Origin of the sequence: Sulfurospirillum barnesii SES-3 (genome assembly GCF_000265295.1) — a bacterium.
Classification (GTDB): Bacteria; Campylobacterota; Campylobacteria; order Campylobacterales; family Sulfurospirillaceae; genus Sulfurospirillum; species Sulfurospirillum barnesii.
In genome coordinates this window covers 848,450-870,759 of record NC_018002.1, presented here as the reverse complement: position 1 = coordinate 870,759, position 22,310 = coordinate 848,450, and the positions used below count along the sequence as shown (strand labels likewise).

Here is a 22,310-nt window from a genome sequence, read left to right as displayed (position 1 = left end):
CATGAAAGAGATAGAAGCGCTCAGCATGGCACTGCGTATTTTTGCACAGTTTTTAAGCGATGCTCCTAGCCAAACAACATGGCAATCCATGAAAGAGCAAGAAATTTTAAAGGAGTGGTTTATCCACTCCAACAGCGATTTACATCTTAAAGGCGTATCGCTTTGGCTTCAAGCGCACGAAAGAGAATCTTACGAAGCGGTTGCGTCTGATTTTACACGTTTGTTTTTGTGTGATGAAGTATCGCTCAAAGCGCCTCCGTATGCCTCTTTTTATTTAGACCAAAGCGGGGAAATGTACACGAGGGAGAGCGATACTGTTTTAGCGCTTTACAAACAGTTTTCATTTCATACGAAGCTATTGCAAACAGAACCAGCCGATCATGGTGCGATTGAACTTGAATTTTTAGCGCTTTTGGTGCAAAACTATGAGAGAGATGGTGCATTTGAGCCTGTGCTCAAAGCCTTTCTAAGCACACATGTCGCTCCTTGGATTTATGCGCATGCCCGTGACATTCAAAGCAATGCAAATAGCGCTTTTTATCAAGGGTTGGGGTGCTTATTGCCTGTGTGTATTGACGCTTTAATGCACACCTTTACACTGCAAGCAGAGCCTCGAAAAATCTACAAAACAGCCTCCTAAACCCTTTTACATGTAAAGATTTTCTTTACATGTAAAACCCTCTTGAAACTCCCCTACTAGGAAAGATTAATAGTAAAAAGATATAATTGCCAAAAATAACATTGTTTCTAAACAATATGAATTAAAGGATGTTTGAATGCAAATCCTTGATGGTAAAGCACTCTCAGATACAATCAAAATTGAACTCAAAAAACAAAGCGACGTCTTAGGATTAAGCGGTATCACCCCAGGTCTTGCGGTGATTTTAGTCGGTGATGACGCCGCAAGCCAAACCTATGTCAAAATGAAAGAAAAAGCATGTGATAGTGCGGGCATTTACTCCATTATTCACAAAATGCCCAGCACCATTTCGCAAGAAAAAATTTTAGAAACCATCACGATGATTAACACTAACCCAAACATTGATGGCGTTTTGGTGCAACTTCCCCTTCCAAAACACATTGATACCACAAAAATCATTGAGGCGATTGACCCTAAAAAAGATGTCGATGGCTTTCATCCTTTTAATGTGGGTCGTTTAGTCGCAGGACTGGATGGCTTTGTTCCTTGCACCCCTCTAGGAGTCATGCGTCTGCTTTCTCATTACACCATTGATGTCAAAGGTTTAGATGCGTGCGTGGTAGGTGCTAGTAACATTGTGGGAAAACCGATGATGAACTTGCTTTTAAATGCAGGTGCAACGGTCGATATTTGCCATATTTTTACCAAAGATTTAAAAGAACATACCAAAAAAGCTGACCTTGTTATCGTGGGCGTGGGTAAACAAAATCTTATCACCGAAGATATGGTCAAAGAAGGGGCGATTGTCATAGATATTGGCATTAACAAAACCGCTGAAGGACGTATTGTTGGGGATGTTGATTATGAAAATGTCGCACCTAAATGCACTTATATTACGCCTGTTCCAGGGGGTGTGGGACCTATGACCATTGCGATGCTGTTGGAAAACACCATCAAAGCCGCACACAATCGCTTAGTATAGGATACGCATGAAAAATTTACTGAACCGTTTTTATCACTTTTCCAATAGCTGGACAGGTACTATTATTATTGTTTTATTCGTCATTTTTTTTGTTGCTCAAGCTTTTGTGATTCCGAGTGGTTCGATGAAAAGAACCTTGCTCATTGGCGACCACCTTTTTGTTAAAAAATTCTCTTATGGCATTGCAACGCCACACCTTCCATGGCTTGAAATTCCCGTATTGCCTGATTTTAATGGCAATGGTCATCTTATAGAAGGGAACAGACCTAAACGTGGGGATATTGTGGTTTTTCGTTATCCAAAAGATGAAAAAGTACACTATGTTAAACGTTGCGTTGCCACTGAAAATGATGAAATTTTGTATCAAGAAAAAAACCTCTATATTCACTTTGCAGAAGGCAATGAGTACATTAAAGCCACGTATCCTGCTGAAAAGGTTGTGAGCATTGCTGGAAAATTGTGGGTTAACAACCCCTATATGGAACAATTCCATGGGATTGGGTACGATGAGAATGTAGCATTATTTGAACAAATGACCTTGCATCTTGGTGCCAATCAATTGGCGATGAAACCAGCCCTTGTAGATGAATTACCCCTTGTATCAGGTTTACCTTTCAATGCATTTTATACCAAAGTGGAAAAAGATCATTTTTTTATGATGGGTGATAATCGTGACCACTCCAATGACAGCCGTTTTTGGGGTAGTGTTCCCTACAGTCTTATTGTCGGAAAGCCATGGTTTATCTATTTTTCATGGGATGATGACTATAAAATAAGATGGAATCGTCTGGGGCGTTTTATTGATTCCATGCAACATGATGAGCGTTTTTTCTAATGAATACGCTTTCGCTCCTTGAAATAACCGCTACCATTTTAGCCTTAATGGTAGCCATTATTGGGCATGAAATTATGCACGGCTATGTTGCATACCGTTACGGCGACAACACCGCTCGTTCTCAAGGACGTCTGAGCATTAATCCTTTGGTTCACGTTGATTTAGTGGGCACCATCATTGTTCCTGCTGTGCTTTTTTTTAGCGGTGCCCCTTTTATGTTTGGATGGGCAAAACCTGTGCCTATTTTCATCCCTACTGTCATTCGAAACGGTGGCTATAAAGCAGCCATTCATGTCTCTTTAGCAGGCATTGCCTATAACTTCACCTTAGCCCTTGGAGCAGCCTTACTTCTTAATGTTTTTCAAGGTGAAATTAACGACTATTTTAGTTATTTTTTCCTCTATTTCTTGACACAAACACTTATCTACAATGTTGTTTTAGGTATTTTCAATCTCTACCCTATTCCACCACTGGATGGTTCACATGCCATCACCTATCTTGCTATGATTTTAAGATGGGATAGCGTGGTTCGTTTTTATGATTCTATTGAGCGTTATGGCATGGTTATTTTGATTCTTTTCATTGCGACACCCCTTTCAACATACTTTTTTATGCCAATTCGTTACGTGATTCGCTGGTTATATTAGACGGTGGCTAAAGAAGCCTCTTTTTTTGGAATTTATAATAATCCTTGTGCTATAATCTCCTATAATTCGCAACTTAAAGGACATTCTTGAAGTTTTTTATCGCAACGGATCATGCAGGATTTTCCATTAAATCTAATGTCATCGCAATGCTTGAACACTTAGGTCATGAAGTTATTGATTTAGGACCTTTCAGTAATGAAAGAGTCGATTACACCGATTTTGCACATAGGCTCTGTATCGAAGTGTTAAACCATGAAAAGACTCAAGGTATTCTTATTTGTGGCTCAGGCATTGGAATGAGTTTAGCAGCCAATAAGCACATAGGTATTCGAGCAACACTATGCCATGATGCCTATACCGCACAGATGGCACGGGCGCACAATGATGCCAATGTCCTTTGTTTTGGAGAGCGTATTGTTGGTCTTGGTGTGGTTGAGTCTATGTTAGAAGCATGGTGCAAAACCTCATTTGAGGGTGGTAGACATGCCCTACGTGTTTCGAAAATAGAGTTATAACTATGGCACTTGAATGGGTTTTAACAACGGTACTTTTTTCTGCGTGTGTCTATTTGCTTGTAATGGTTTTTTACTTTAAAACCTTGCTCCGCAAAGAGAAACGAAGCAATATTGTTGTCAAACAGACCCTGAGTGATGCTGAAATTGTCATCCGAAAATATCAAGTCCAATTGCAACGCTCTCTTGGTAATATTGATATACTCACCGATGAGCTTAAAAAAGTAAAAAATGATCTTAAATCGCTTCGTACACGCAACAGTCAATACCGTATGGAAGGCGATAAACTTCGCCAACATATTAAAGAGTTGGAAGGAAAGATTGAGGCATTGTTATAATGAGCATTGAGAGCCTTTCCTTTGGTGCTTTTACACTTTTACTTGCATTTTTTCTTCTTCTCAAAATTTTTATTTTTAAATCTTAAAGGCTAACCATGACACACTTAAATGAGACGGATAAAGCATACCTCCTCAATTCCATTCGAGACATTGAAGATTTTCCAAAACCTGGCATTATTTTTAAAGACATTACGACACTTTTAGGTGATGAAAAAGCCTTTAATTTTCTTCTGGATCACTTAAGTACACGTTATGAAAATCAAGAGATTGACTACATTGCAGGAATAGAAAGCCGTGGTTTTATTTTTGGAGCGGCTCTTGCTGCACGCCTTCGTAAGCGTTTTGTTCCCATTCGAAAACCAGGTAAACTTCCCTATACGACCATCAGTGAAAAATACTCACTGGAATATGGCGTAGATGAAGTTGCCATTCATATTGATGCTTTTTCAAGTTTGGGAACACATAAACCAAAGGTCTTACTCATTGATGACTTAATCGCAACAGGGGGTACAGCCACAGCAGCGGTAAAGCTTATCAATAAAGCGGGTGCACACTGTATTGAAGCATGTTTTATTATCAATCTTACCTTCCTCCAAGGGGATTTGGATATTAAAAAAACAACACCTGTTTATTCTGTCTTAGAGGTTTGATCATGTATATTCCTAAAGCTTCAAAATTTGACCCTGATCACAATGGACACTTTGGTATTTTTGGTGGGCGTTACGTTCCTGAAACGCTTATGCCTGTTTTATTAGAACTTGAAAGAGAGTACCAAAACCTTCGTTTTAATGAACACTTCTGGTCTGAAGTCGATGGATACCTCAAAGAGTATGTGGGTCGTCCCTCTTCTTTGTATTTTGCAAAAAATATTTCACAAGAGATTGGTGCAAAAGTCTATTTGAAACGTGAAGATTTAAACCATACAGGTGCCCACAAAATTAATAACACCATTGCACAAGGCTTAATCGCAAAAAAAATGGGTAAAAAGCGTGTTATTGCAGAAACAGGAGCAGGACAACATGGCGTTGCAACTGCTACCGTTGCAGCACTTTTAGGTCTTGAATGTGAAATTTTTATGGGTGAAAAAGATGTGGAGCGGCAAGAGCTCAATGTCTTTCGCATGAAACTTATGGGTGCTAAAGTGCATGCAGTTAAAAGTGGTAGTCGCACATTAAAAGATGCGATGAATGACGCTATTCGCTACTGGGTCACACACGCACGTGATACGTTTTATATTATTGGAACCGTTGCAGGACCGCATCCCTACCCCATGATGGTACGTGATTTTCAAGCGGTCATTGGCTATGAAGCCAAAGCACAAATTTTAGTCAAAGAAAAGCGTCTCCCTGATTATGTGATTGCGTGTATTGGTGGAGGCAGCAATGCCATGGGAATCTTCAACCACTTTCTAGGTGAAGAAGGGGTGAGATGTATTGGCATTGAGGCGGGAGGTCTTGGCATAGATACGGATAAGCATGGCTGTTCTCTGGCAAAAGGAAGCCCTGGTGTGCTTCACGGACAGATGAGCTATTTATTGCAAGATGACGAGGGGCAAGTTTTAGAAGCACACTCTATTTCTGCAGGGCTTGACTATCCTGGTATTGGGCCAGAACACGCTTACTTAAAAGAATTAGGTGCAGCAACCTATGACAATATTACCGATAAAGAAGCCTTAGATGCGTTTGTCTGGTTAAGTCGTAAAGAAGGCATTATTCCTGCATTTGAAAGTGCTCATGCTATTGCATATTTAAAGAAAATGGCAAAAGAAGAGATTAAAAACAAAATTATTATCGTCAATCTCTCAGGGCGTGGCGATAAAGATATGGTACAAGCAAAATCCCTTCTCGAAATAGGATAACACGCATGAAAGAGCTTTTTAATAAACACTCAGGAAAGTTTTTTGCCCTTTTTATGACACTTTTACTTTCAACTTTGGGTTATTTTCTCTATTTTGCACCTGTGCAAGGGTTGGAAAATAAATTTATCTATTTGATGAAAGAGCATGGTTATATTATTCTTTTTTTCTGGGGTATGCTTGAGGGAGAGATGGGGCTTGTGATGGCTGGTCTTTTAACTCATACAGGCGATATGAATCTTTTTATAGCAATTTTTGTCGCAGGCTTAGGTGGTTTTGCAGGAGATCAGGTCTATTTTTATATTGGTCGTTTTAATAAAGCATGGGTTCACAAAAAACTTCATGGACAACGCCGTAAACTTGCCCTTGCGCATCTTTTGCTGAAACGTCATGGTTGGCCTATTATTTTTCTTCAACGCTATTTGTATGGTCTTAGAACTGTGATTCCTATTTCAATAGGACTGACACGTTACAGTGGCAAAATGTTCGCCTTTATCAACCTTATGTCGGCATGGGTGTGGGCATCCATTACCATTATTCCTACATGGTATTTTGGAGAAGAAATTTTAATTGTTATTCATTGGGCAAAAGAGCATTGGTACCTTGCTCTACCCTTAGCCGCTATTATTGGAGGAGGTATCTCCTATTATTTTCATACCGTTACCGATAAAAAATTGAAGGAAAAACATGAAATTTGAAATTGTAAATCAACCCTTATATGAAACAAAAGCAGACATTAAAGTCGTGTTTGTCGTGAAAAAGAATGTCTCACATGCATGGATTAAAGACAAAGAAGATTTAGAGCTTTTAGGCTTTAAAGGGGAGAGTGAAGAGACACTTTTGATTCCAAACAGTCGTACCCTTTATGTGGGATGTGACTCTTTAGAGGGTGATGATATTCGTCTTGCTTCAGCAAAAGCATTGGATGCGCTTCAAAAAACAGCTTTTAAAACACTCAGCATTGGTACCTATTCAGAACAATGCCCTAAAATGAGCTTGATGGCGCTTATTGAGGGGTTTATACTTGGAAGCTACCGTTTTGAAACCTACAAAAGCAAAAAAGAGCCATCTTTGTGTGAAAAAGTCATCATCTGTTTGGATGATTATAGCAACACCAACCTCTCCATGCAAACAGCACAAGAAGCGCTAAAGATAGCAACTGCTATCGCAGAAGCAACCAATTTTGCCAAAGAAATTGTCAATACAACACCGCATGACATGACCCCCATTGCGCTTGCAGAGGTTGCCAAAACACTTAGTTCTCTTCCAAACGTTACATGTAAAGTAATGGATGAGCATTTTCTAAAAGAACAAGGCATGAATGCCTTTTTAGCCGTCAATCGTGCAAGTATCCATCCTCCACGCTTAATTCACCTAAGCTATATGCCAAAAGAGTCCAAAAAACGTCTTGTTTATGTAGGCAAAGGATTAACGTATGATAGTGGTGGACTTAGCCTAAAGCCTAGTGAACATATGGTGACCATGAAAGCAGATAAAAGCGGTGGTGCAGCGGTTATGGCTATTTTTAAAGCAGCCGCTACGCTGGAACTACCTTATGAAATTCATGCGATTGTAGGCGCGACTGAAAATATGATTGGAGGCGATGCCTACAAACCCGATGATGTTTTAGTGGCAAAAAATGGCAAAACCATAGAAGTACGTAACACCGATGCTGAGGGTCGCTTGGTCTTGGCGGATTGTTTATGCTATGCGCAAGAGCTCAAACCTGATTTACTCGTAGATATGGCAACGCTTACGGGTGCATGCGTGGTAGCCCTTGGTGAATACACCGCAGGCATCATGGGTCACAGCAGTGAACTAAAACACTCCATGCAAAAAGCAGCCAGTAAAAGCGGTGAGCTTAGCGGTACGCTTCCCTTTAACAAATACCTCAAAAAATTGCTTAAAAGCTCTGTGGCTGATATGTCAAATATTAGCTCTAGCCGTTATGGTGGGGCTATTACTGCAGGTCTCTTTTTAGATAATTTTATCGAAGAAGAGAACAAAGAGAAGTGGTTACATCTTGATATTGCAGGACCTGCGTATATCGAAAAAGCATGGGGCTATAATCAATGCGGTGCCAGTGGTGCTGGTGTTAGAATGAATGTGTATTGGATGCTTGAAGACAGCAAAGATGTAAAGTGAACTTTATGAAACCAAAGATTGTTTTGATTGGGGCTTCCACGGGAGGTCCTGGTCATTTAAAAAAAATTTTAGCCTCTATTCCTGCTTCCTTTCACGCAAGTATTATTATTGCGCAACATATGAACAGTATGTTTATTCCTAGTTTTATCAGCCAATTTCAAAATGAACTCCCTCTTGTCGTACACGGTGTTGATAAAAAGATGAGCCTTCATCCCTCAACAATTTACATTTGCCCACAAAATTGCCATCTCTTAAGAGGTGATTTAACCCCAAAAATCGAACCTATTCTTGAGGGAGAAACCCCGTACAATCCTAGCATTGATACCCTTTTCTCTTCTGCGCTTGAATGCCTAAGGGATTCGGAGATTATGGCAGTCTTGCTTACAGGAATTGGGCATGATGGTGCCAATGGACTGAGTGAATTGCAAAAACAAGGTGCACATTGTATTGCAGAGAGTGAAGAAAGTGCTATAGTGTACGGTATGCCAAAGCGTGCGGTTGAAATTAATTCACATATTACCGTTATGCCTTTACATCAAATTATTGATGCCATTAAACTATTTGGAGCGTCTTAAATGTGGTTTTGGAACAGAAAAAAAGAGCCTGACATATCGCTCACACAGAACAATCAACCGCCACAAGAGTTCAACCCTTTTGGGCTTCAAGATGTTTTACACTACATTAAACGAGAAATTGGTGTAGACCTTTTCTCTAAAAACAGTGTTATTGAAACCAAACTTAGACTTTTTTGTGAACGTAAAGAGATTTACAGTTTTAGAAAACTCTTTGAGGCATTGCAATACGACACAAAACTTCGACAAGAATTAATAGACTTAGTCACGGTGAATGAGACCTATTTTTATCGAGAAGAGTCACAACTCGAACTTGCTGTTGAATTTGCTATGAAGATTCCTAGTGTCAAAATCCTTTGTGCACCCTGCGCTACAGGTGAGGAAGTCTACTCATTAAGCATGATGCTACAAGAGAAAAAAATCGCACCACATTCTTTTAGCATTACAGGCATTGATATTAACTCTGAAGCCATTGAAAAAGCACAACGTGCACTCTTTTCTGAGCGTTCTTTACACAAATTAGATGCGCAGTTAAAAGAAAAATATTTTTTAAGAGAAGATCGCTTTTACAGCGCTAAAAAAGAGTACTTTACGTCTATCTCTTTTCGCAAGGTCAATATTTTTGAAGGTGATTTTCTCTCTTTAGGAAGCTTTGATATTATCTTCTCTCGCAACATGCTCATCTATTTTGATGATGCTTTTAGACTGAAAACCATCGAGCGTTTTGCTTCGTTGCTCAAACCTGAGGGAAAACTCTTTTTAGGGCATGCGGATATTATTCCTGAAAATCATTATTTTACAAAACACACCCATCACAGACTTTCGTACTATGTTAAAAATTCTTAAAGCAAGGTCATTGGTATGAATCCTTCCGTACTTATCCTTCCAGGGTATCAAAACTCTGATGAAAAACACTGGCAAAGCCATTGGGAAAAAGCACATCCTGATTTTTACCGTGTGATGCAAAAGGATTGGCAAGAGCCTAATGCTACAGAGTGGGCAGAAAATCTCGAAGCGACACTCAAACAGTGTCAATCTCCTGTGGTGCTTGTTGCGCACAGTTTGGCGTGTTTGGTGGTCGCACAGTGGGCAAGTCAAGCCCATACGCCCATCAAAGGCGCTTTACTCGTCGCCCCACCCAATCCACAAGAGCCTCTTTTTCCAAAATCTGCTCACGGTTTTGAAAAGACACCCCTAAACGCTTTTAATTTTCCATCCATCATTTTGGCCAGCACCAATGATCCTTATGCGACCTTTCCGTATGTTCAACGCCTAGCCAAAGCGTGGGGAAGTAAACTGGTTGATTTGGGAAAACGTGGCCATATCAACAGTGAGAGTGATTTGGGGATGTGGGATGAAGGGTATGATTATTTAGAGACGTTAATTCATATCAAATAAAGAGGCTTAAAGCCTCTTCTTAACAGCCACACCCTTGCCCACCTGTCTTTACCATTGCAATGGTATCTTCTTGATTAGGGACTAAACACAAAAATTCATAATCTTCATCGCCAATCACATGATAAGAGTGTGCAACACCCGCTGGAATAAAAAGAATGTCATCTTTTTGCGCAATAAAACTCTCATCGCCCATTCTCACTCTGGCTTTTCCTTTAAGGACATACTGCTCATGCTCTACCGTGTTGGTGTGAAACGGCATAAAGCCCTCTTTTTTAATGACAAATTTACGCATCGCAAAATGAGGAGCTGTTTGGGAAGAGATAAGCATTTGCATGCTCGCACCCTCACCTGCTTGAAGCGGTGTACTGGGGATTTCATGGAGTGATTGTTTCATTTTTTACCTTTACATGTAAGATTAACGAATCTGTGACTTTAATGCTTCTAACCTTGCAATTCTATCTTCCGTTGAAGGATGGGTAGAAAAAAGCGAAGCAAAAGAGATATTTTTCCCTGCAAAGGGGTTGATAATAAACATATGTGCACTCTGTGTCGTTGCCTCTTGCACCATACCTCGTTTGTTGTAGGTAGAGAGTTTTGAAAGAGCACTTTGTAACCATTCAGGATGGCGTGTCAAACGTGCGGCGCCCTCATCTGCCATGTACTCACGGTTTCGGCTAATCGCCATTTGAATCACCGCAGCCGCTAAAGGCAATACCAACGATAAAACCAACATTAAAATAGGATTGGGGCGATTGTCTCTACCGCCTCCAAACATAGCACCCCATTGAAGCATATTGGCAATCATGGCTATCGCACCTGCAATGGTTGCAGCAATCGTTCCGACTAAAATATCATAATGCCTCACATGGCTTAACTCATGTGCCAAAACTGCTTCCACCTCATTTTCATCCAAAAGTTGCAATAAACCCTCTGTCACAGCAACAGCGGCATTTTGAGGATTGCGCCCTGTGGCAAAAGCGTTGGGAGTGCCATCTGGGATAATATAAACCTTGGGCATAGGAATATTTGCTCTGTTGGCTAGCTTTTGAACAATTTCAAAGAGCCCCTTCGCTTCTCTTGGACTCACTTCCACAGCATGATAATGACGAAGCACAAGGGTATCGGAGTAAAAATAACTCACAAAATTCATCACCCCTGCCATCACAAGTGCTATAAGCATGCCTTGAGTCCCTCCCATAATACCACCAACCCAAACAAACAACAGTGTCATAAGCGTTAATAATACAATGGTTTTTACAACTTCCATCTTTCTTCCTTTATCAAAATAGTGGCTTTATTTTAGCAAAAATTGGTAAATGATTTTTTTACATGTAAAGGTGTTGTGCTATAATGCCCACACATTTTCAAAAGGACACTCCGTGCGTTTACCTCGTGGCTTTGGCAAAAAAGGCTACTTTTCATTATCCGCCATTCAAGCTTCCGTGAGTGAAGTCAAAACCCAACGCCAACACGCACGCCTCCTTCATACCACACGCCTTTTCTGCGGCGAAAATGAAAAAGAACTGCACGAAGATGACCCACCACCTCTTCTTCTTTCTCTTTTTTCAGCCCTTTTTCACTACCGCCCTCGTGTGTGTCGATGCAGTCGTTTGTTTGCAAAGCGCGCCCACTCAGCCATAAAACACGCCCAAAAACGCCGTAAATGTAACTGCTCTTGCCGCTATTTTAGCTTTCGTCGAACGGGTATTCATCCTCCACTTCTTTTATCTTCATAACACAAATACTAAATTCAAAAATAAAGATAATAAGGAATAAAAAGATGTTAAAAACCTATGTGACAGGCTTTCCACGTATTGGAGAGAAGCGTGAGTTAAAATTTGCTCTTGAAGCTTACTGGGCGGGGAAAAGTGACCTTAACGCACTCAAAGAAGTTGCTAAAGAGCTTCGAGCACGCCACTTTAGCTATCAAAAAGCGCACGGCATTGATGTGATTTCGTGCAATGATTTTAGTTACTATGATTTGATGTTAGATACCATCACCCTTTTAGGAGCTATTCCTGAGCGATTTGTGGGCATTGAAGATGCAACCACACGCTATTTTGCAATGGCAAGGGGCGATGAGAGTCGCTCTGCGATGGAGATGACCAAATGGTTTAACACAAACTACCACTACATTGTCCCAGAACTTCACGCACAGACCCGTTTTAGTGTCGATACCAGCAAAATTATCGAAGAGTTCAATGAAGCCAAAGCGCTGGGCATTACGCCAAAGATTAATCTTATTGGACCCATTACCTTTTTAGCGCTCTCTAAAACCATCGATAACACGGATGCCTTTGTGCTTTTTGATGCCCTTTTAGAAGCCTATGCAAGCGTACTTAAGAGCATTGAGCTGCTAGGAGAAGGCATTATTGTTCAGTTTGATGAGCCTTTGTTTGCCAAAAGCTTAGAGCCAAAATTTTACACGCTTCTTAAAATTGCGTATGAAAAACTAGGCAGGGTTTCACCCAACCTCAACATCGCTGTCGTGAGCTATTTTGATAAAGCCAATGAAGCCGTTGAGGTCTTAGGGAAGTGCCCTATTTGGGGAATTGGACTTGATTTTGTGTATGGAGAGGAAAACCTTGAAGCGCTTTTACATGTAAACGACAAAGTGCTCATTGCTGGACTCATTGATGGACGCAATGTCTGGAAAAACAATACCTCCAAATCCTACGCACTTTTGGAAAAAATCACCTCTGTGATTGGCGAAGAGAGGCTGATTTTAAGCACTTCATGCTCTCTACTTCATGTGCCCTATTCCACCACGTTTGAGCAAAAACTCCCTTTACATGTAAAAGAAAAGCTGAGCTTTGCACTTGAAAAATTAGCGGAGCTTCAAACGCTTCAAACACTCTGGGCAAGCAAAGAAAAACCAACGCAAAACGTAGCGTTAGAGAAGCCAACCATTCAAGCGCACACCAACCACTTTGCGAAGCGCTCACCCTATGGTATCCGTGCGCTTATTCAAGAAAAAGCACTCAACCTTCCGCTTTTTCCAACCACCACCATTGGCTCGTTCCCCCAAACCAAAGAGACACGAACGCTTCGTTTGGCTTATAAAAAAGGTGAAATGACTCAAGAATCCTATGAAAACGCTTTAAAAGAGCTCATTAAAGAATGTGTGGCGTTTCAAGAGAAGATAGGTCTTGATGTGTTGGTGCATGGCGAATTTGAGCGCAACGATATGGTCGAGTACTTTGGGGAACTCCTTGAGGGTTTTGCGTTTAGCGAAAACGGATGGGTTCAAAGCTATGGAAGCAGATGTGTCAAGCCTCCTCTTTTACACGGCAATGTCAAACGACGAAAGCCTTTAAGTGTCGAGTGGAGTGTCTATGCGCAAAGCTTGACCGATAAACCTATGAAAGGGATGCTCACAGGACCTGTGACCATTTTGAACTGGTCGTTTGTGCGGAATGATATTCCTAAAAGTGAGGTGGCGTACGAGGTTGCCAGTGCGATTGCTGAGGAAGTCGATGAGCTTCAGCGCCATGATATTAAAATCATTCAAGTCGATGAGGCGGCGTTTAAAGAGGGGTATCCTCTGCGCAATGAAAAAATCAAAGCGTACGAAAAATGGGCGGTGGAGAGCTTTAAAGCCTCGGTGTGCAGTGCGTGGGATCAGACGCAAATTCACACCCATATGTGTTACAGCAACTTCAATGACATCATTGAGACGATTGAGGCGATGGATGCTGATGTTATTACCATTGAGACATCACGCAGTGGCAATAAACTCTTAAAAGTCTTCCAAAAAGCCCACTACAAAGCGCAAATTGGACCAGGCGTGTATGACATTCATTCCCCTCGTGTGCCCAGCGTGGAGGAGATGAGCGAACAGATTAAGGCGTTTTTAGAGGTACTTCCTAAAGAGCAGTTGTGGATAAATCCTGATTGTGGACTTAAAACTAGAGGCTGGAGTGAAACCAAAGCCGCCCTTGCTAACATGATACAAGCGGTGAAACGCTTCCGATAGAGTGTTTTCACGAGGGGATTTTCCTCTCGTGATTTTTGGTTTTACATGTAAACCTACAATTTTCCAATATTCTGCAACTTCACATACATCATCGCACTCATCAACGCATCGTTTAAAGCGTCGTGTTTACCAAAAATGGGCAGTCCTAGCTCTTTCATCATCACATCAAAGCGCAGGTCGATGACCCCATCAGGGATGCGTTTGATTTTTTTGTCGTGATAGAGTCCTGAGAGTTCGATTTGGGGATTGGGTAGGTGAATGTTCAGCCACGGTTTAAGGTATTTGTTAATCATCGCAACGTCAAATTCGAGGTAGTACCCCACCAATGGGCGTGCGCCTATAAAGTGTAAAAACTGCGCAATCGCTTCACGAGGAGAGAGGGCATTTTGCAGGTCGATATTGCGAATTTGATGAATCTTAATGCTACACTCCCCGACTTCACACTGAGGTTTGAGAAAAAGCTCAAACTTCTCAGACATTAAGATGGTATTGCCTCTTACTTTCACCGCACCGATAGAGAGAATCTCATCTTTTTTAGGATTGAGTCCTGTGGTTTCGGTGTCAAAAACGACAACCTCATCCTCTGGTGCTTCATCAAATAAAAAGCGAAAACGCTCGTCGTTTAATTTTTGGGCGTTGCGTTTAGCAAAAAAAGAGGCAAACATTAGCTGACCATCGAGAGTTTAAAGTGGTGGGTGAGAAACTTTTTAAATTTATTGACAATTTTAAAGCTGTCTTTTAAAAGTTCCAACTCCAACTCATTGAGGTGCTCAAGGTTTACGTGATTGCCAAAGCCTCGTTGCAATTGCTCTTTGAGACGCAGGTTTAAAAAGGTATCGAGCGCTTCAATGAGTGCTCCTGAAAAGTCACTCTCCAACACGCCTATGTGTGCTAGCTTTTTGATGCGTCCAACGGTATCACCAACCTCAATTTTCTGCTCTAAGGCTAAACTGCGAATACCATGCACTATGGGGAAAATGCCCCCTTTTTTGACATCAATTTTATTCTCTTTGGCAATGAGATTGGCAAAAAAACCTATGGGTGTCTCAAACGCCAATACAGGCATTGCAAAGTGCGCCATAAAGGTTGTTTGCGCTTCAACATGCCTTAAAAGCTCCGCTTTAAGCTCACTAAGCATCGAAGCATCTCCCGCAATGGTGTGCGCATCAAAAAAGATGGCTACGTGCATCACATCTTCCATACTAGGCGCATCAAACCAGCGTTCTATCTCTTTATGATAAGCACTTTTGTGTTTGCACCAGTAGGGATTGGAGACCATAATGTTTCCCTCACACGGCGGATACCCAAAATCAATGAGTGTCTCACTCAAACGCTTCATATAAGGCTCATACAGACTCACATCCATCCCATTCTCAATAATCAAAGCATTGTCTTGGTCGGTTTTTAAGAGTTGCTCCTTACGCCCTTCACTGCCCATGACCACCAAACACGCCTTGGACGCCAAATGCTCAGGAAGGATCATGGAGTAGAGTTTTTCATACACTTTGGCATTGAGCTCCGAGATAAGCTTTGCGATATAATCGACCTTTGTTCCTTTTACATGTAACTTGGTAATAATATGTATAAAATCCCCACTCGCCTCTTTAAGCTCCTCAATGCTCCCTGCTTTTTTAATTTTCACTGCCACTAAATAGGAGTGGTTGGCAAAGTAGCTCAGCAAATCAAGCTGCTCTAAAATCCCTATAATCTTCCCATGCTCCATCACCACCAGACGTTTAATGGCATGTTTGGTAAAGCTAAGCAATGCGTTAAAGAGATAATCACTCGCCTCAATGCCAATGAGCGGATAAAGCGCAATCGCCCCAATGGAAGCGTGTTTATCATACCCGTTAAAGAGCACATGTTTGCGAATCACGCTATCGGTCACGATGCCATACCCCTCCTCTAAGCGCACCACAATGCAACTGCTCTTTTTCGCCTCCATTTCACGAAGCGCCTCCATGATGGAGCACTCCTTCTCCACAATGGTAGGCGTGTGCAAGTAACACTCCCGAACCAACGCCATCATAAAGCCTGAGAGCTCGGTGGTGTATTCTCGTTGTTTAGCGGAGTGTATTTTGTTGGCAAGATCTTGAATAAAGTAAGCTTTAAAGGCTTCATTGCTATCGAGTAATGCCAAAAAAGAGGCTTTGTCCAACTCGTAGCAAATGAGCTCTTCTAAGACTTTAAACTGCTTAGCACTCTGTCCATAAATGAGAGCATCGGCATCAAAACTGTTAGATTTGCTGTACACCTTTAAGAGTTCATCTTCGCTAAACTCTCCTACCTCGCCTTTGAGAATAATGTACAAAAAAGAAGCCGTTTTACTAGGCGAGATGAGAATTTCATCTTTTTTATAATAGGCAATATTCATCGCACGGGTGGCTTTACTCAGCTCATTTTTGCTTAAAAGCTCAAAAGGATAAATGGAGCGTACAAACGCCTCTAAATCGTGCATGCTCATGCGAAATCCTTTTTACATGTAAAGATGATTTATTGTAACGTGCAAAGAGGTAAAAGGATTTTACATGTAAAGATTTTTTAGATGCTTCTTAGTCAAATGTGGCATAATTGCACACAAAAAAAGGAATTCTTTTGCACCCAACCCTTGAGGCATTTTTAGCCAACATTACCGCACTTCACCAGTTAGAACCCAAAAACCTTCCCAATGACGTAGTAGATGTCATGGTACGTATGAGCCCAGAGGAGCTTTACAAAACCTGCACACAACTGTGCGTATTGTTGCACAACATTCCTAGCCATAACGCACCCATTACCCTGAGTGAAACGGAAATCTCCTCTTTAGCAGAAGCCTACCTTAAAGGTATTGTCCAACGCTTTTCAAAGCCCTAAAAGCGCTCTTGAACAAAAAGAGAGTACAATGTGCCCCACATTTTCTTTAAAGAAGTTTTATGAATCAATCCAAAACAGACCCTATTGGACTTTTGTTTTTACTGATTGCCATGCTTACCTGGGCAAGCTCTTTTATTGCGCTTAAAGCGGCTATTGGTCCTCTAGGGCCTATGAGCGTTGTTTTTGGTCGTATGGTCATTGCCAGTTTATGTTTTGTCTATTTTATCAAACAGTTCAGAGCACTCTCTTTTACACGCCATGACGTCAAATACCTCTTGCTACTCACCCTCTTTGAACCTTGCTTTTATTTCATTTTTGAAGCCAAAGCCTTGCAACTTACCACCGCATCGCAAGCGGGCATGATTACCTCCATGATGCCGTTAATGACTGCTATTGCGGCCAGTTTTGTACTGAAAGAACATTTGAGTAAACGTATTGTGATTGGTTCTGTTTTAGCCGTTGCAGGTGCCATTTGGCTAAGCCTTGGAGCGCAGAGCAGCCAAAGTGCTTCCAACCCACTTTTGGGCAATTTTTTAGAATTTTGTGCGATGGTGTGTGGGACATGGTATGCCATTTCCGTGCGCTACTTGAGTCAAAAATTCTCAGCCCTCTTTTTAACCGCTATTCAAGCCTTTGCTGGAGCCATTTTCTTCTTTCCCTTAGCCCTATGGGAATACTTTACCATGCCTATGAACTTAAATCTAGAAGTCTTTGCATGGATTTGCTACTTAGGTATTGTTGTAACCCTTGGAGGCTATGGCATGTTTAATTTAGCACTCAGTCGTATTGAAGCCTCAAAAGCTTCGGTCTTTGTCAATCTCATACCTGTTTTTACCGTTTTATTGGCGTACATTTTCTTAAACGAGCGCTTAAGTGAAACCGAAATGTTGGCATGTTTTGTTATTTTTGGAGGAATTATTATCTCTCAATTGCCCTCATTAAGCAAAAGAGGCAAAGCGGATTAATCCTTACATGTAAACTTACATGTAAGGATTAAAGATTATACAAATACGACACATGCCTCGGTTGCGCCGTGTGCACCAATCACCAAAGATTGTTCAATATCCGCCGTTTTAGAAGGTCCGCTGATAAAAAGCCCAAAAATATCTTTGCTTTCAAAATGGATTCGTTCATACGCTTCATGCATACTATGCACCACTTCACCCTTTGGAACAATAATCATCAACTTTTGAGCGATAAAATAAAGCGCACGGTGCCTTGCATCCGACTCCATAATCCACACCGCTCCATTTTCCGCCACCGCAAACTCCCCTTGAATAATCGCCAAATCTACATCTTTAAGCGTATGCGGATCATCCGTTGCGTTAAGCTCTTTTGTGCCATTGATTCCAGCAACGGTTGAGACAATCACAGGGGCATCTTTATAATGCTCCTCAATGTAGCCATTTACCGCACTTAACGCTTCCAAATGAACCGCATTGCCTCCCACACTAGCAAGCGTTGTTGCAAACTTTCCATCCAAATCTTCATACGTTGTATGAGGAATATTTACCTCTGGTAGCGTTGTGTTGTGCTCTATTTTTGCCTCTTTAATGGCTTTTAAAATTGCTTCACGTGAACTCATTTGATACCCTTTTTCGCTTTGTAAAGTTCTTTAAAACTGTTCTTAGGAAACGGCGGCAACTCTCTGGCTTTTCCCCATACATTAAACTTAGAATAGAGCAGCACCCGAGGCAAAATCGGAACCATTTTACGTGCCAGAAAACCCGCAAAATCCATCAGTTTTGGACGGCACATCAACCATGTGGCTATTTTTAAAGCATTGTATTTAACAGGGCTTAAATACCCAGCATCCACAACATCTTGACGCTTTAAATAGAGTTGTTGGTGCAAATCGACCTTCACAGGACAAACGTTCGTGCATGAGGCACACAAAGAGCAGGCAAACGGTAAGCTGTAGTATTTTTTCAAATCACGGCTGGGCGCTAATGTTGAGCCAATAGGTCCTGGAATGGTATACCCATAGCTATAACCTCCACTCCTTCGATAAATAGGACACGTATTTAAACATGCACCGCATCGAATGCATTGAAGTGATTTAATGTAGCGTTTATCAGCAAGAATTTTCGTTCGACCGTTATCCACAATCACCACATGCATTTCACCACCCTCAACCGCACCGTGGTAATGCGTGGTATAGGTTGTTACAGGTTGCCCTGTAGCGCTGCGTGCTAAAAGACGTGTAAAAATACTCAAATCTTCCAATCGAGGAATAATTTTTTCAATCCCCATACACGCAATATGCAGTTTAGGCAAACTAGCCCCCAAATCGGCATTGCCTTCATTGGTACACACCACAATGCCCCCTGTTTGCGCAATCGCAAAATTCACACCTGTCATAGAGGCATCCGCACCTACAAATTTTTCACGCAAATGCGCTCGTGCGGCACGGGTAAGATAGGTCGGATCGGCGTTGCCTTTTTCTGTCTTTAAAAACTTCTCAAACGTGGTACCCACATCCTCTTTTTTAAGATGGATAGCAGGTAAAACAATATGCGATGGGGGTTCTTTTCGCAATTGCACAATACGCTCCCCCAAATCCGTATCAACCACTTCAATGCCATGCTCTTCTAAGTAAGGATTTAGATGGCACTCCTCTGTCAGCATGGATTTACTTTTTACAATCATTTTAGCATTATGGGAGCGTAGCAAATCCAACACAATTTCATTATGTTCTTTCGCATCTTTTGCCCAATGCACACGAATTCCACGGGCTTGTGCATTTTTTTCAAACGCTTCTAAATAACTATCTAAATGACTTAATGTGTGGCTTTTAATGGCATCTGCAGTCGCACGAAGGGCTTCCCACTCTTCTAAACTTTTGGCTTGATTGTCACGTTTGAGGCGCACAAACCAAAGGGCTTTATCGTGCCATTTCATACGCTCTACGTTGCTTGCAAATTTTTCGGCAAGTTCTGGATGATTGATACTCATTGCACATCTCCTGCTAAAATTTGAACAATATGGATGGTTTTTAATGGCATTTTTTCTCGATCAATTAAGCCTTGCATGTGCATCAAACACGACAAATCAATGCCTGTAATATACTCACTGCCTGCATCCAAATGATCTTGCAAGCGTGCCCTTCCCATCGCCGCACTCATCGCCTCTTCACTCACGGCAAACGTACCACCAAAGCCACAGCACTCATCTTTACGGCTTAATTCCGTAAACGCAATACCCTCAACCTTGCTCAGAATCGCTTTGATTTTTGAGAATTCAGGCACATTTTGTTCACTCATGCTTGCCATACCAAGACCTCTGTGTGAATGGCAGGTATTGTGAATGCCCACTTTATATGGAAATTTTGCTTTCAGTGAAGTTGGCTTAATGACATCGTGTAAAAATTCGACAAGCTCATAGGTATGTGAACGCATTCGCTCAAACCCCTCGCGTCCTTCTAAAAACTGTGCATAGTTATGGCGCACCATACTCACACAACTTCCACTAGGAGCCACAATATAATCGTACTTTTTAAAAATAGTAAAAAAACGCTCCGCTAAGAGAGCAGCCTCTTTTGCGCATCCTGTATTGGCTTGCGCTTGACCACAACACGTCTGCTCTAGGGGATACTCTACATCCAAACCTAAATCTTCTAATACCTTAAGCGTTGCCATACAGGCTTCTGGGTAGAGTTCATTCATAAAACAGGGGATAAACAAGCCTATTTTCATGGGGACTTCCTTCATCTAATTTTTGATTTATCATAACAATTCATAGGCATAAATAGAGACTATTTGTTATGTGCCCAAGATATTTTTTAAAAAAATTTCAATAAGTAACACTCCACAAAACAATGCAATCATAATAGCTAAGAGGTGCGATTTTTTCATTCTTCAACCTTACTTAGACGTAAAAACTAACTTCACTGCTAACGCTGTAAAAACAGTACCCGCAAGATAATTAAGAATTCTTTCGCCATAGGGTGTTTTCGAAAACCATGCGCCTAGCTTTCCTGCCAAAAGAGATACCAGTGTAAAAACGCTGAGTGCACATAGCATAAACAGTGCCCCTAAACTAAAAATTTGAACCGTCACACTTCCTAATGCAGGATTGGTAAATTGAGGTAAAAAAGCAAGGAAAAAGATAGAAACTTTAGGGTTGGTAATGTTCATCAAAATACCCCGTCGATACAAGGCACTCAAGGCTAAAGGTGTTTTATCGAGGTTTAATTTACTTCTTGAAGCATCACGAAAAGCCATCCACGCAAGGTAGAGCAAATAGCCAGCTCCAAAGAGTTTTAAGAGCGTAAACGCCAGTTCAGAGCTTTGAAAAATAACAGCAACCCCAAGGGCAACAGCGGTTGTATGAAACACTAATCCACTGCACAATCCTAAAGCAATAACCATACCTGAACGACTCCCTTTACTCATGGATTGGGTAAGAACAAAAAGAATATCAGGACCAGGGGCTAAGGCTAAAAGTGTTGAAGCACCTATAAACATGAGTACGGTTTGTAACTCTAACATATGCGTTTTCCTTTTACATGTAAAGATGTAAAAGTGTAACCCAAAATGACTTAGATTAGCCGCCTAATTGCATAATACGTGCGGATAAATCAAGAATCTGCATCATCAGTGCGTTTTTTTCACCCTCATTTTCTGCTTTTGGAAGACGTGTTTGCAATACTTTCAAACGCTTTTTCAGACTATCGACTAAACTATCACTACTTTGCTGGGATGTGGAAGCTTTGAGTTTAGAGAGACTTGAGGGAGCTAAAGAGATGCCACCTTGTGCTTCGCTACTTCCTTGAAGCGTTGATTGGGTTTGCACTGAGATAGGAGGTGTGATCGAAAAATCCAAATGCGACATCCATCCTGTTTTGCCATCTTCAAAAAGCACCACACTGCTTTGTTTCAACTGAGCATTCAGTGTTTCATCGTTTTTATAGCTAAAAGAAGAATGAACACTGTTCAGTAAGAGCGCTCCTACCCTCGCCTCACTAAGACTGATGAGTTTATCTTCTAAGGCACTTTTTTGCCAGATTTTAAGCTTTGAAAAAATTTCATCGTTGGCATCTATCCAACCGTTACCATCATCATCGTAGGCGGATAAATCCAAAAAACCATTGCCACTTTGTGTTCCAAAAAGCTCACTTCCATCGTCAATGACACCATTTTCGTTACGATCCAACGCTAAAAATCCACTCCCTTGCGCTAAGGCAGAAATTTCATCGCTTATGCCATCACTGTTTAAGTCAAATTGAAACTTCTTCTCTTTATCCACCTCAACCAGACCACCCTTAAGATTAATCACCAAAGGATCAACCATTTGGGCAAGACTTTGACGTATCTCAACACGGTAGCTGTCATAGCGAGAAAGTTCAGTTTGCAATGAGAGCGCAATACTTTGCCCCTCTTGTGTTTTCACTAAACCTACCGCATTTAACGAGAGCTTTTCAGACTCACTCACTTGCGACAAACGGACAATTTCATCTTGATTAATACGTTCATGAACGAGGCTTGACGAGTCCGCCTGATACGTCTGTGTTAACAAAACACTCGATGATGCAATACGCATAGTACCCTCTTTTATG

26 protein-coding genes are annotated in these 22,310 nt (G+C 41.3%); 17 read left to right on the top strand and 9 right to left on the bottom strand.

Annotated elements, in window-relative coordinates:
• The first annotated feature begins 1 nt into the window (after window position 1).
• The 13 genes from SULBA_RS04460 to SULBA_RS04400 all read left to right on the top strand — a co-directional run bounded on the left by SULBA_RS04460 (window position 2) and on the right by SULBA_RS04400 (window position 9,924).
• A complete protein-coding gene (locus tag SULBA_RS04460; RefSeq protein ID WP_014769078.1) occupies window positions 2–640 on the top strand; it encodes a TorD/DmsD family molecular chaperone in 639 nt (212 codons plus the stop codon).
• A gap of 136 nt (window positions 641–776) precedes the next feature.
• Window positions 777–1,622, top strand: coding sequence for a bifunctional methylenetetrahydrofolate dehydrogenase/methenyltetrahydrofolate cyclohydrolase FolD (folD, locus tag SULBA_RS04455; protein ID WP_014769077.1), 846 nt, complete (start codon window positions 777–779; stop codon window positions 1,620–1,622).
• A gap of 7 nt (window positions 1,623–1,629) precedes the next feature.
• Window positions 1,630–2,457, top strand: a complete 828-nt coding sequence (lepB, locus tag SULBA_RS04450) for a signal peptidase I (RefSeq protein ID WP_014769076.1) — start codon at window positions 1,630–1,632, stop codon at window positions 2,455–2,457.
• Window positions 2,457–3,104: a site-2 protease family protein gene (locus SULBA_RS04445; protein WP_014769075.1), complete on the top strand. Its 648-nt coding sequence runs from the start codon at window positions 2,457–2,459 to the stop codon at window positions 3,102–3,104. Before lepB ends, SULBA_RS04445 begins: the two co-directional genes overlap by 1 nt.
• An 86-nt stretch (window positions 3,105–3,190) precedes the next feature.
• Window positions 3,191–3,619, top strand: a complete 429-nt coding sequence (gene rpiB / locus SULBA_RS04440; RefSeq protein ID WP_014769074.1) for a ribose 5-phosphate isomerase B — start codon at window positions 3,191–3,193, stop codon at window positions 3,617–3,619.
• A 2-nt stretch (window positions 3,620–3,621) separates the two neighbouring features.
• The gene (locus SULBA_RS04435; RefSeq protein ID WP_014769073.1) at window positions 3,622–3,954 is read left to right on the top strand and encodes a membrane protein; all 333 of its coding nucleotides are present in this window, start codon (window positions 3,622–3,624) and stop codon (window positions 3,952–3,954) included.
• Window positions 3,955–4,049: 95 nt separating this feature from the next.
• Entirely contained in the window at window positions 4,050–4,604 is a 555-nt protein-coding gene (locus tag SULBA_RS04430) for an adenine phosphoribosyltransferase (RefSeq protein WP_014769072.1), read from the top strand.
• Between the two features lie 2 nt (window positions 4,605–4,606).
• Entirely contained in the window at window positions 4,607–5,812 is a 1,206-nt protein-coding gene (gene trpB / locus SULBA_RS04425; protein ID WP_014769071.1) for a tryptophan synthase subunit beta, read from the top strand.
• Between the two features lie 5 nt (window positions 5,813–5,817).
• Window positions 5,818–6,507 (top strand): DedA family protein, encoded by a 690-nt coding sequence (locus tag SULBA_RS04420; protein ID WP_014769070.1) that lies wholly within the window; start codon window positions 5,818–5,820, stop codon window positions 6,505–6,507.
• The gene (locus SULBA_RS04415) at window positions 6,497–7,954 is read left to right on the top strand and encodes a leucyl aminopeptidase (RefSeq protein ID WP_014769069.1); all 1,458 of its coding nucleotides are present in this window, start codon (window positions 6,497–6,499) and stop codon (window positions 7,952–7,954) included. Before SULBA_RS04420 ends, SULBA_RS04415 begins: the two co-directional genes overlap by 11 nt.
• A gap of 5 nt (window positions 7,955–7,959) precedes the next feature.
• Window positions 7,960–8,529, top strand: a complete 570-nt coding sequence (locus SULBA_RS04410) for a CheB methylesterase domain-containing protein (protein ID WP_041671807.1) — start codon at window positions 7,960–7,962, stop codon at window positions 8,527–8,529.
• Window positions 8,530–9,372 (top strand): CheR family methyltransferase, encoded by an 843-nt coding sequence (locus SULBA_RS04405; RefSeq protein ID WP_014769067.1) that lies wholly within the window; start codon window positions 8,530–8,532, stop codon window positions 9,370–9,372.
• A gap of 15 nt (window positions 9,373–9,387) precedes the next feature.
• Window positions 9,388–9,924, top strand: coding sequence for an RBBP9/YdeN family alpha/beta hydrolase (locus SULBA_RS04400; protein WP_014769066.1), 537 nt, complete (start codon window positions 9,388–9,390; stop codon window positions 9,922–9,924).
• A gap of 19 nt (window positions 9,925–9,943) precedes the next feature.
• Here the strand turns inward: SULBA_RS04400 and SULBA_RS04395 are convergent, their stop codons facing one another.
• Together SULBA_RS04395 and htpX are read right to left on the bottom strand one after the other, a co-directional pair.
• Window positions 9,944–10,318 (bottom strand): cupin domain-containing protein, encoded by a 375-nt coding sequence (locus SULBA_RS04395; protein WP_014769065.1) that lies wholly within the window; start codon window positions 10,316–10,318, stop codon window positions 9,944–9,946.
• Between the two features lie 21 nt (window positions 10,319–10,339).
• Window positions 10,340–11,191, bottom strand: coding sequence for a zinc metalloprotease HtpX (gene htpX, locus SULBA_RS04390; protein WP_014769064.1), 852 nt, complete (start codon window positions 11,189–11,191; stop codon window positions 10,340–10,342).
• 112 nt (window positions 11,192–11,303) lie between these two features.
• On the opposite strand from htpX, the gene SULBA_RS04385 reads away from it, so the two are divergent.
• Together SULBA_RS04385 and metE are read left to right on the top strand one after the other, a co-directional pair.
• Window positions 11,304–11,660, top strand: coding sequence for a hypothetical protein (locus SULBA_RS04385; protein ID WP_014769063.1), 357 nt, complete (start codon window positions 11,304–11,306; stop codon window positions 11,658–11,660).
• A gap of 44 nt (window positions 11,661–11,704) precedes the next feature.
• Window positions 11,705–13,900: a 5-methyltetrahydropteroyltriglutamate--homocysteine S-methyltransferase gene (gene metE / locus SULBA_RS04380; protein ID WP_014769062.1), complete on the top strand. Its 2,196-nt coding sequence runs from the start codon at window positions 11,705–11,707 to the stop codon at window positions 13,898–13,900.
• A gap of 53 nt (window positions 13,901–13,953) precedes the next feature.
• Here metE and SULBA_RS04375 read toward each other — a convergent pair whose 3' ends face one another.
• The gene (locus tag SULBA_RS04375) at window positions 13,954–14,565 is read right to left on the bottom strand and encodes a 3'-5' exonuclease (protein WP_014769061.1); all 612 of its coding nucleotides are present in this window, start codon (window positions 14,563–14,565) and stop codon (window positions 13,954–13,956) included.
• Window positions 14,565–16,364 (bottom strand): DUF294 nucleotidyltransferase-like domain-containing protein, encoded by a 1,800-nt coding sequence (locus tag SULBA_RS04370; RefSeq protein WP_014769060.1) that lies wholly within the window; start codon window positions 16,362–16,364, stop codon window positions 14,565–14,567. Before SULBA_RS04370 ends, SULBA_RS04375 begins: the two co-directional genes overlap by 1 nt.
• Window positions 16,365–16,495: 131 nt before the next feature.
• Between SULBA_RS04370 and SULBA_RS04365 the strand changes: the two genes are divergently transcribed.
• Complete coding sequence (locus tag SULBA_RS04365) at window positions 16,496–16,753, top strand: hypothetical protein (protein WP_014769059.1); 258 nt, start codon at window positions 16,496–16,498, stop codon at window positions 16,751–16,753.
• Window positions 16,754–16,812: 59 nt separating this feature from the next.
• The gene (locus SULBA_RS04360; protein WP_014769058.1) at window positions 16,813–17,718 is read left to right on the top strand and encodes a DMT family transporter; all 906 of its coding nucleotides are present in this window, start codon (window positions 16,813–16,815) and stop codon (window positions 17,716–17,718) included.
• A gap of 35 nt (window positions 17,719–17,753) precedes the next feature.
• On the opposite strand, the gene SULBA_RS04355 is transcribed toward SULBA_RS04360, so the two are convergent.
• From SULBA_RS04355 to SULBA_RS04335, 5 genes are all read right to left on the bottom strand, one after another.
• Window positions 17,754–18,338, bottom strand: a complete 585-nt coding sequence (locus SULBA_RS04355) for a LutC/YkgG family protein (RefSeq protein ID WP_014769057.1) — start codon at window positions 18,336–18,338, stop codon at window positions 17,754–17,756.
• Window positions 18,335–19,708 (bottom strand): lactate utilization protein B, encoded by a 1,374-nt coding sequence (locus SULBA_RS04350; RefSeq protein WP_014769056.1) that lies wholly within the window; start codon window positions 19,706–19,708, stop codon window positions 18,335–18,337. Before SULBA_RS04350 ends, SULBA_RS04355 begins: the two co-directional genes overlap by 4 nt.
• Complete coding sequence (locus SULBA_RS04345) at window positions 19,705–20,448, bottom strand: (Fe-S)-binding protein (protein ID WP_014769055.1); 744 nt, start codon at window positions 20,446–20,448, stop codon at window positions 19,705–19,707. The genes SULBA_RS04350 and SULBA_RS04345 overlap by 4 nt, the downstream gene beginning before the upstream one ends.
• Window positions 20,449–20,616: 168 nt before the next feature.
• A complete protein-coding gene (locus SULBA_RS04340; RefSeq protein ID WP_014769053.1) occupies window positions 20,617–21,243 on the bottom strand; it encodes a LysE family translocator in 627 nt (208 codons plus the stop codon).
• A 55-nt stretch (window positions 21,244–21,298) separates the two neighbouring features.
• The gene (locus SULBA_RS04335; RefSeq protein WP_014769052.1) at window positions 21,299–22,294 is read right to left on the bottom strand and encodes a hypothetical protein; all 996 of its coding nucleotides are present in this window, start codon (window positions 22,292–22,294) and stop codon (window positions 21,299–21,301) included.
• Window positions 22,295–22,310: the final 16 nt, after the last annotated feature.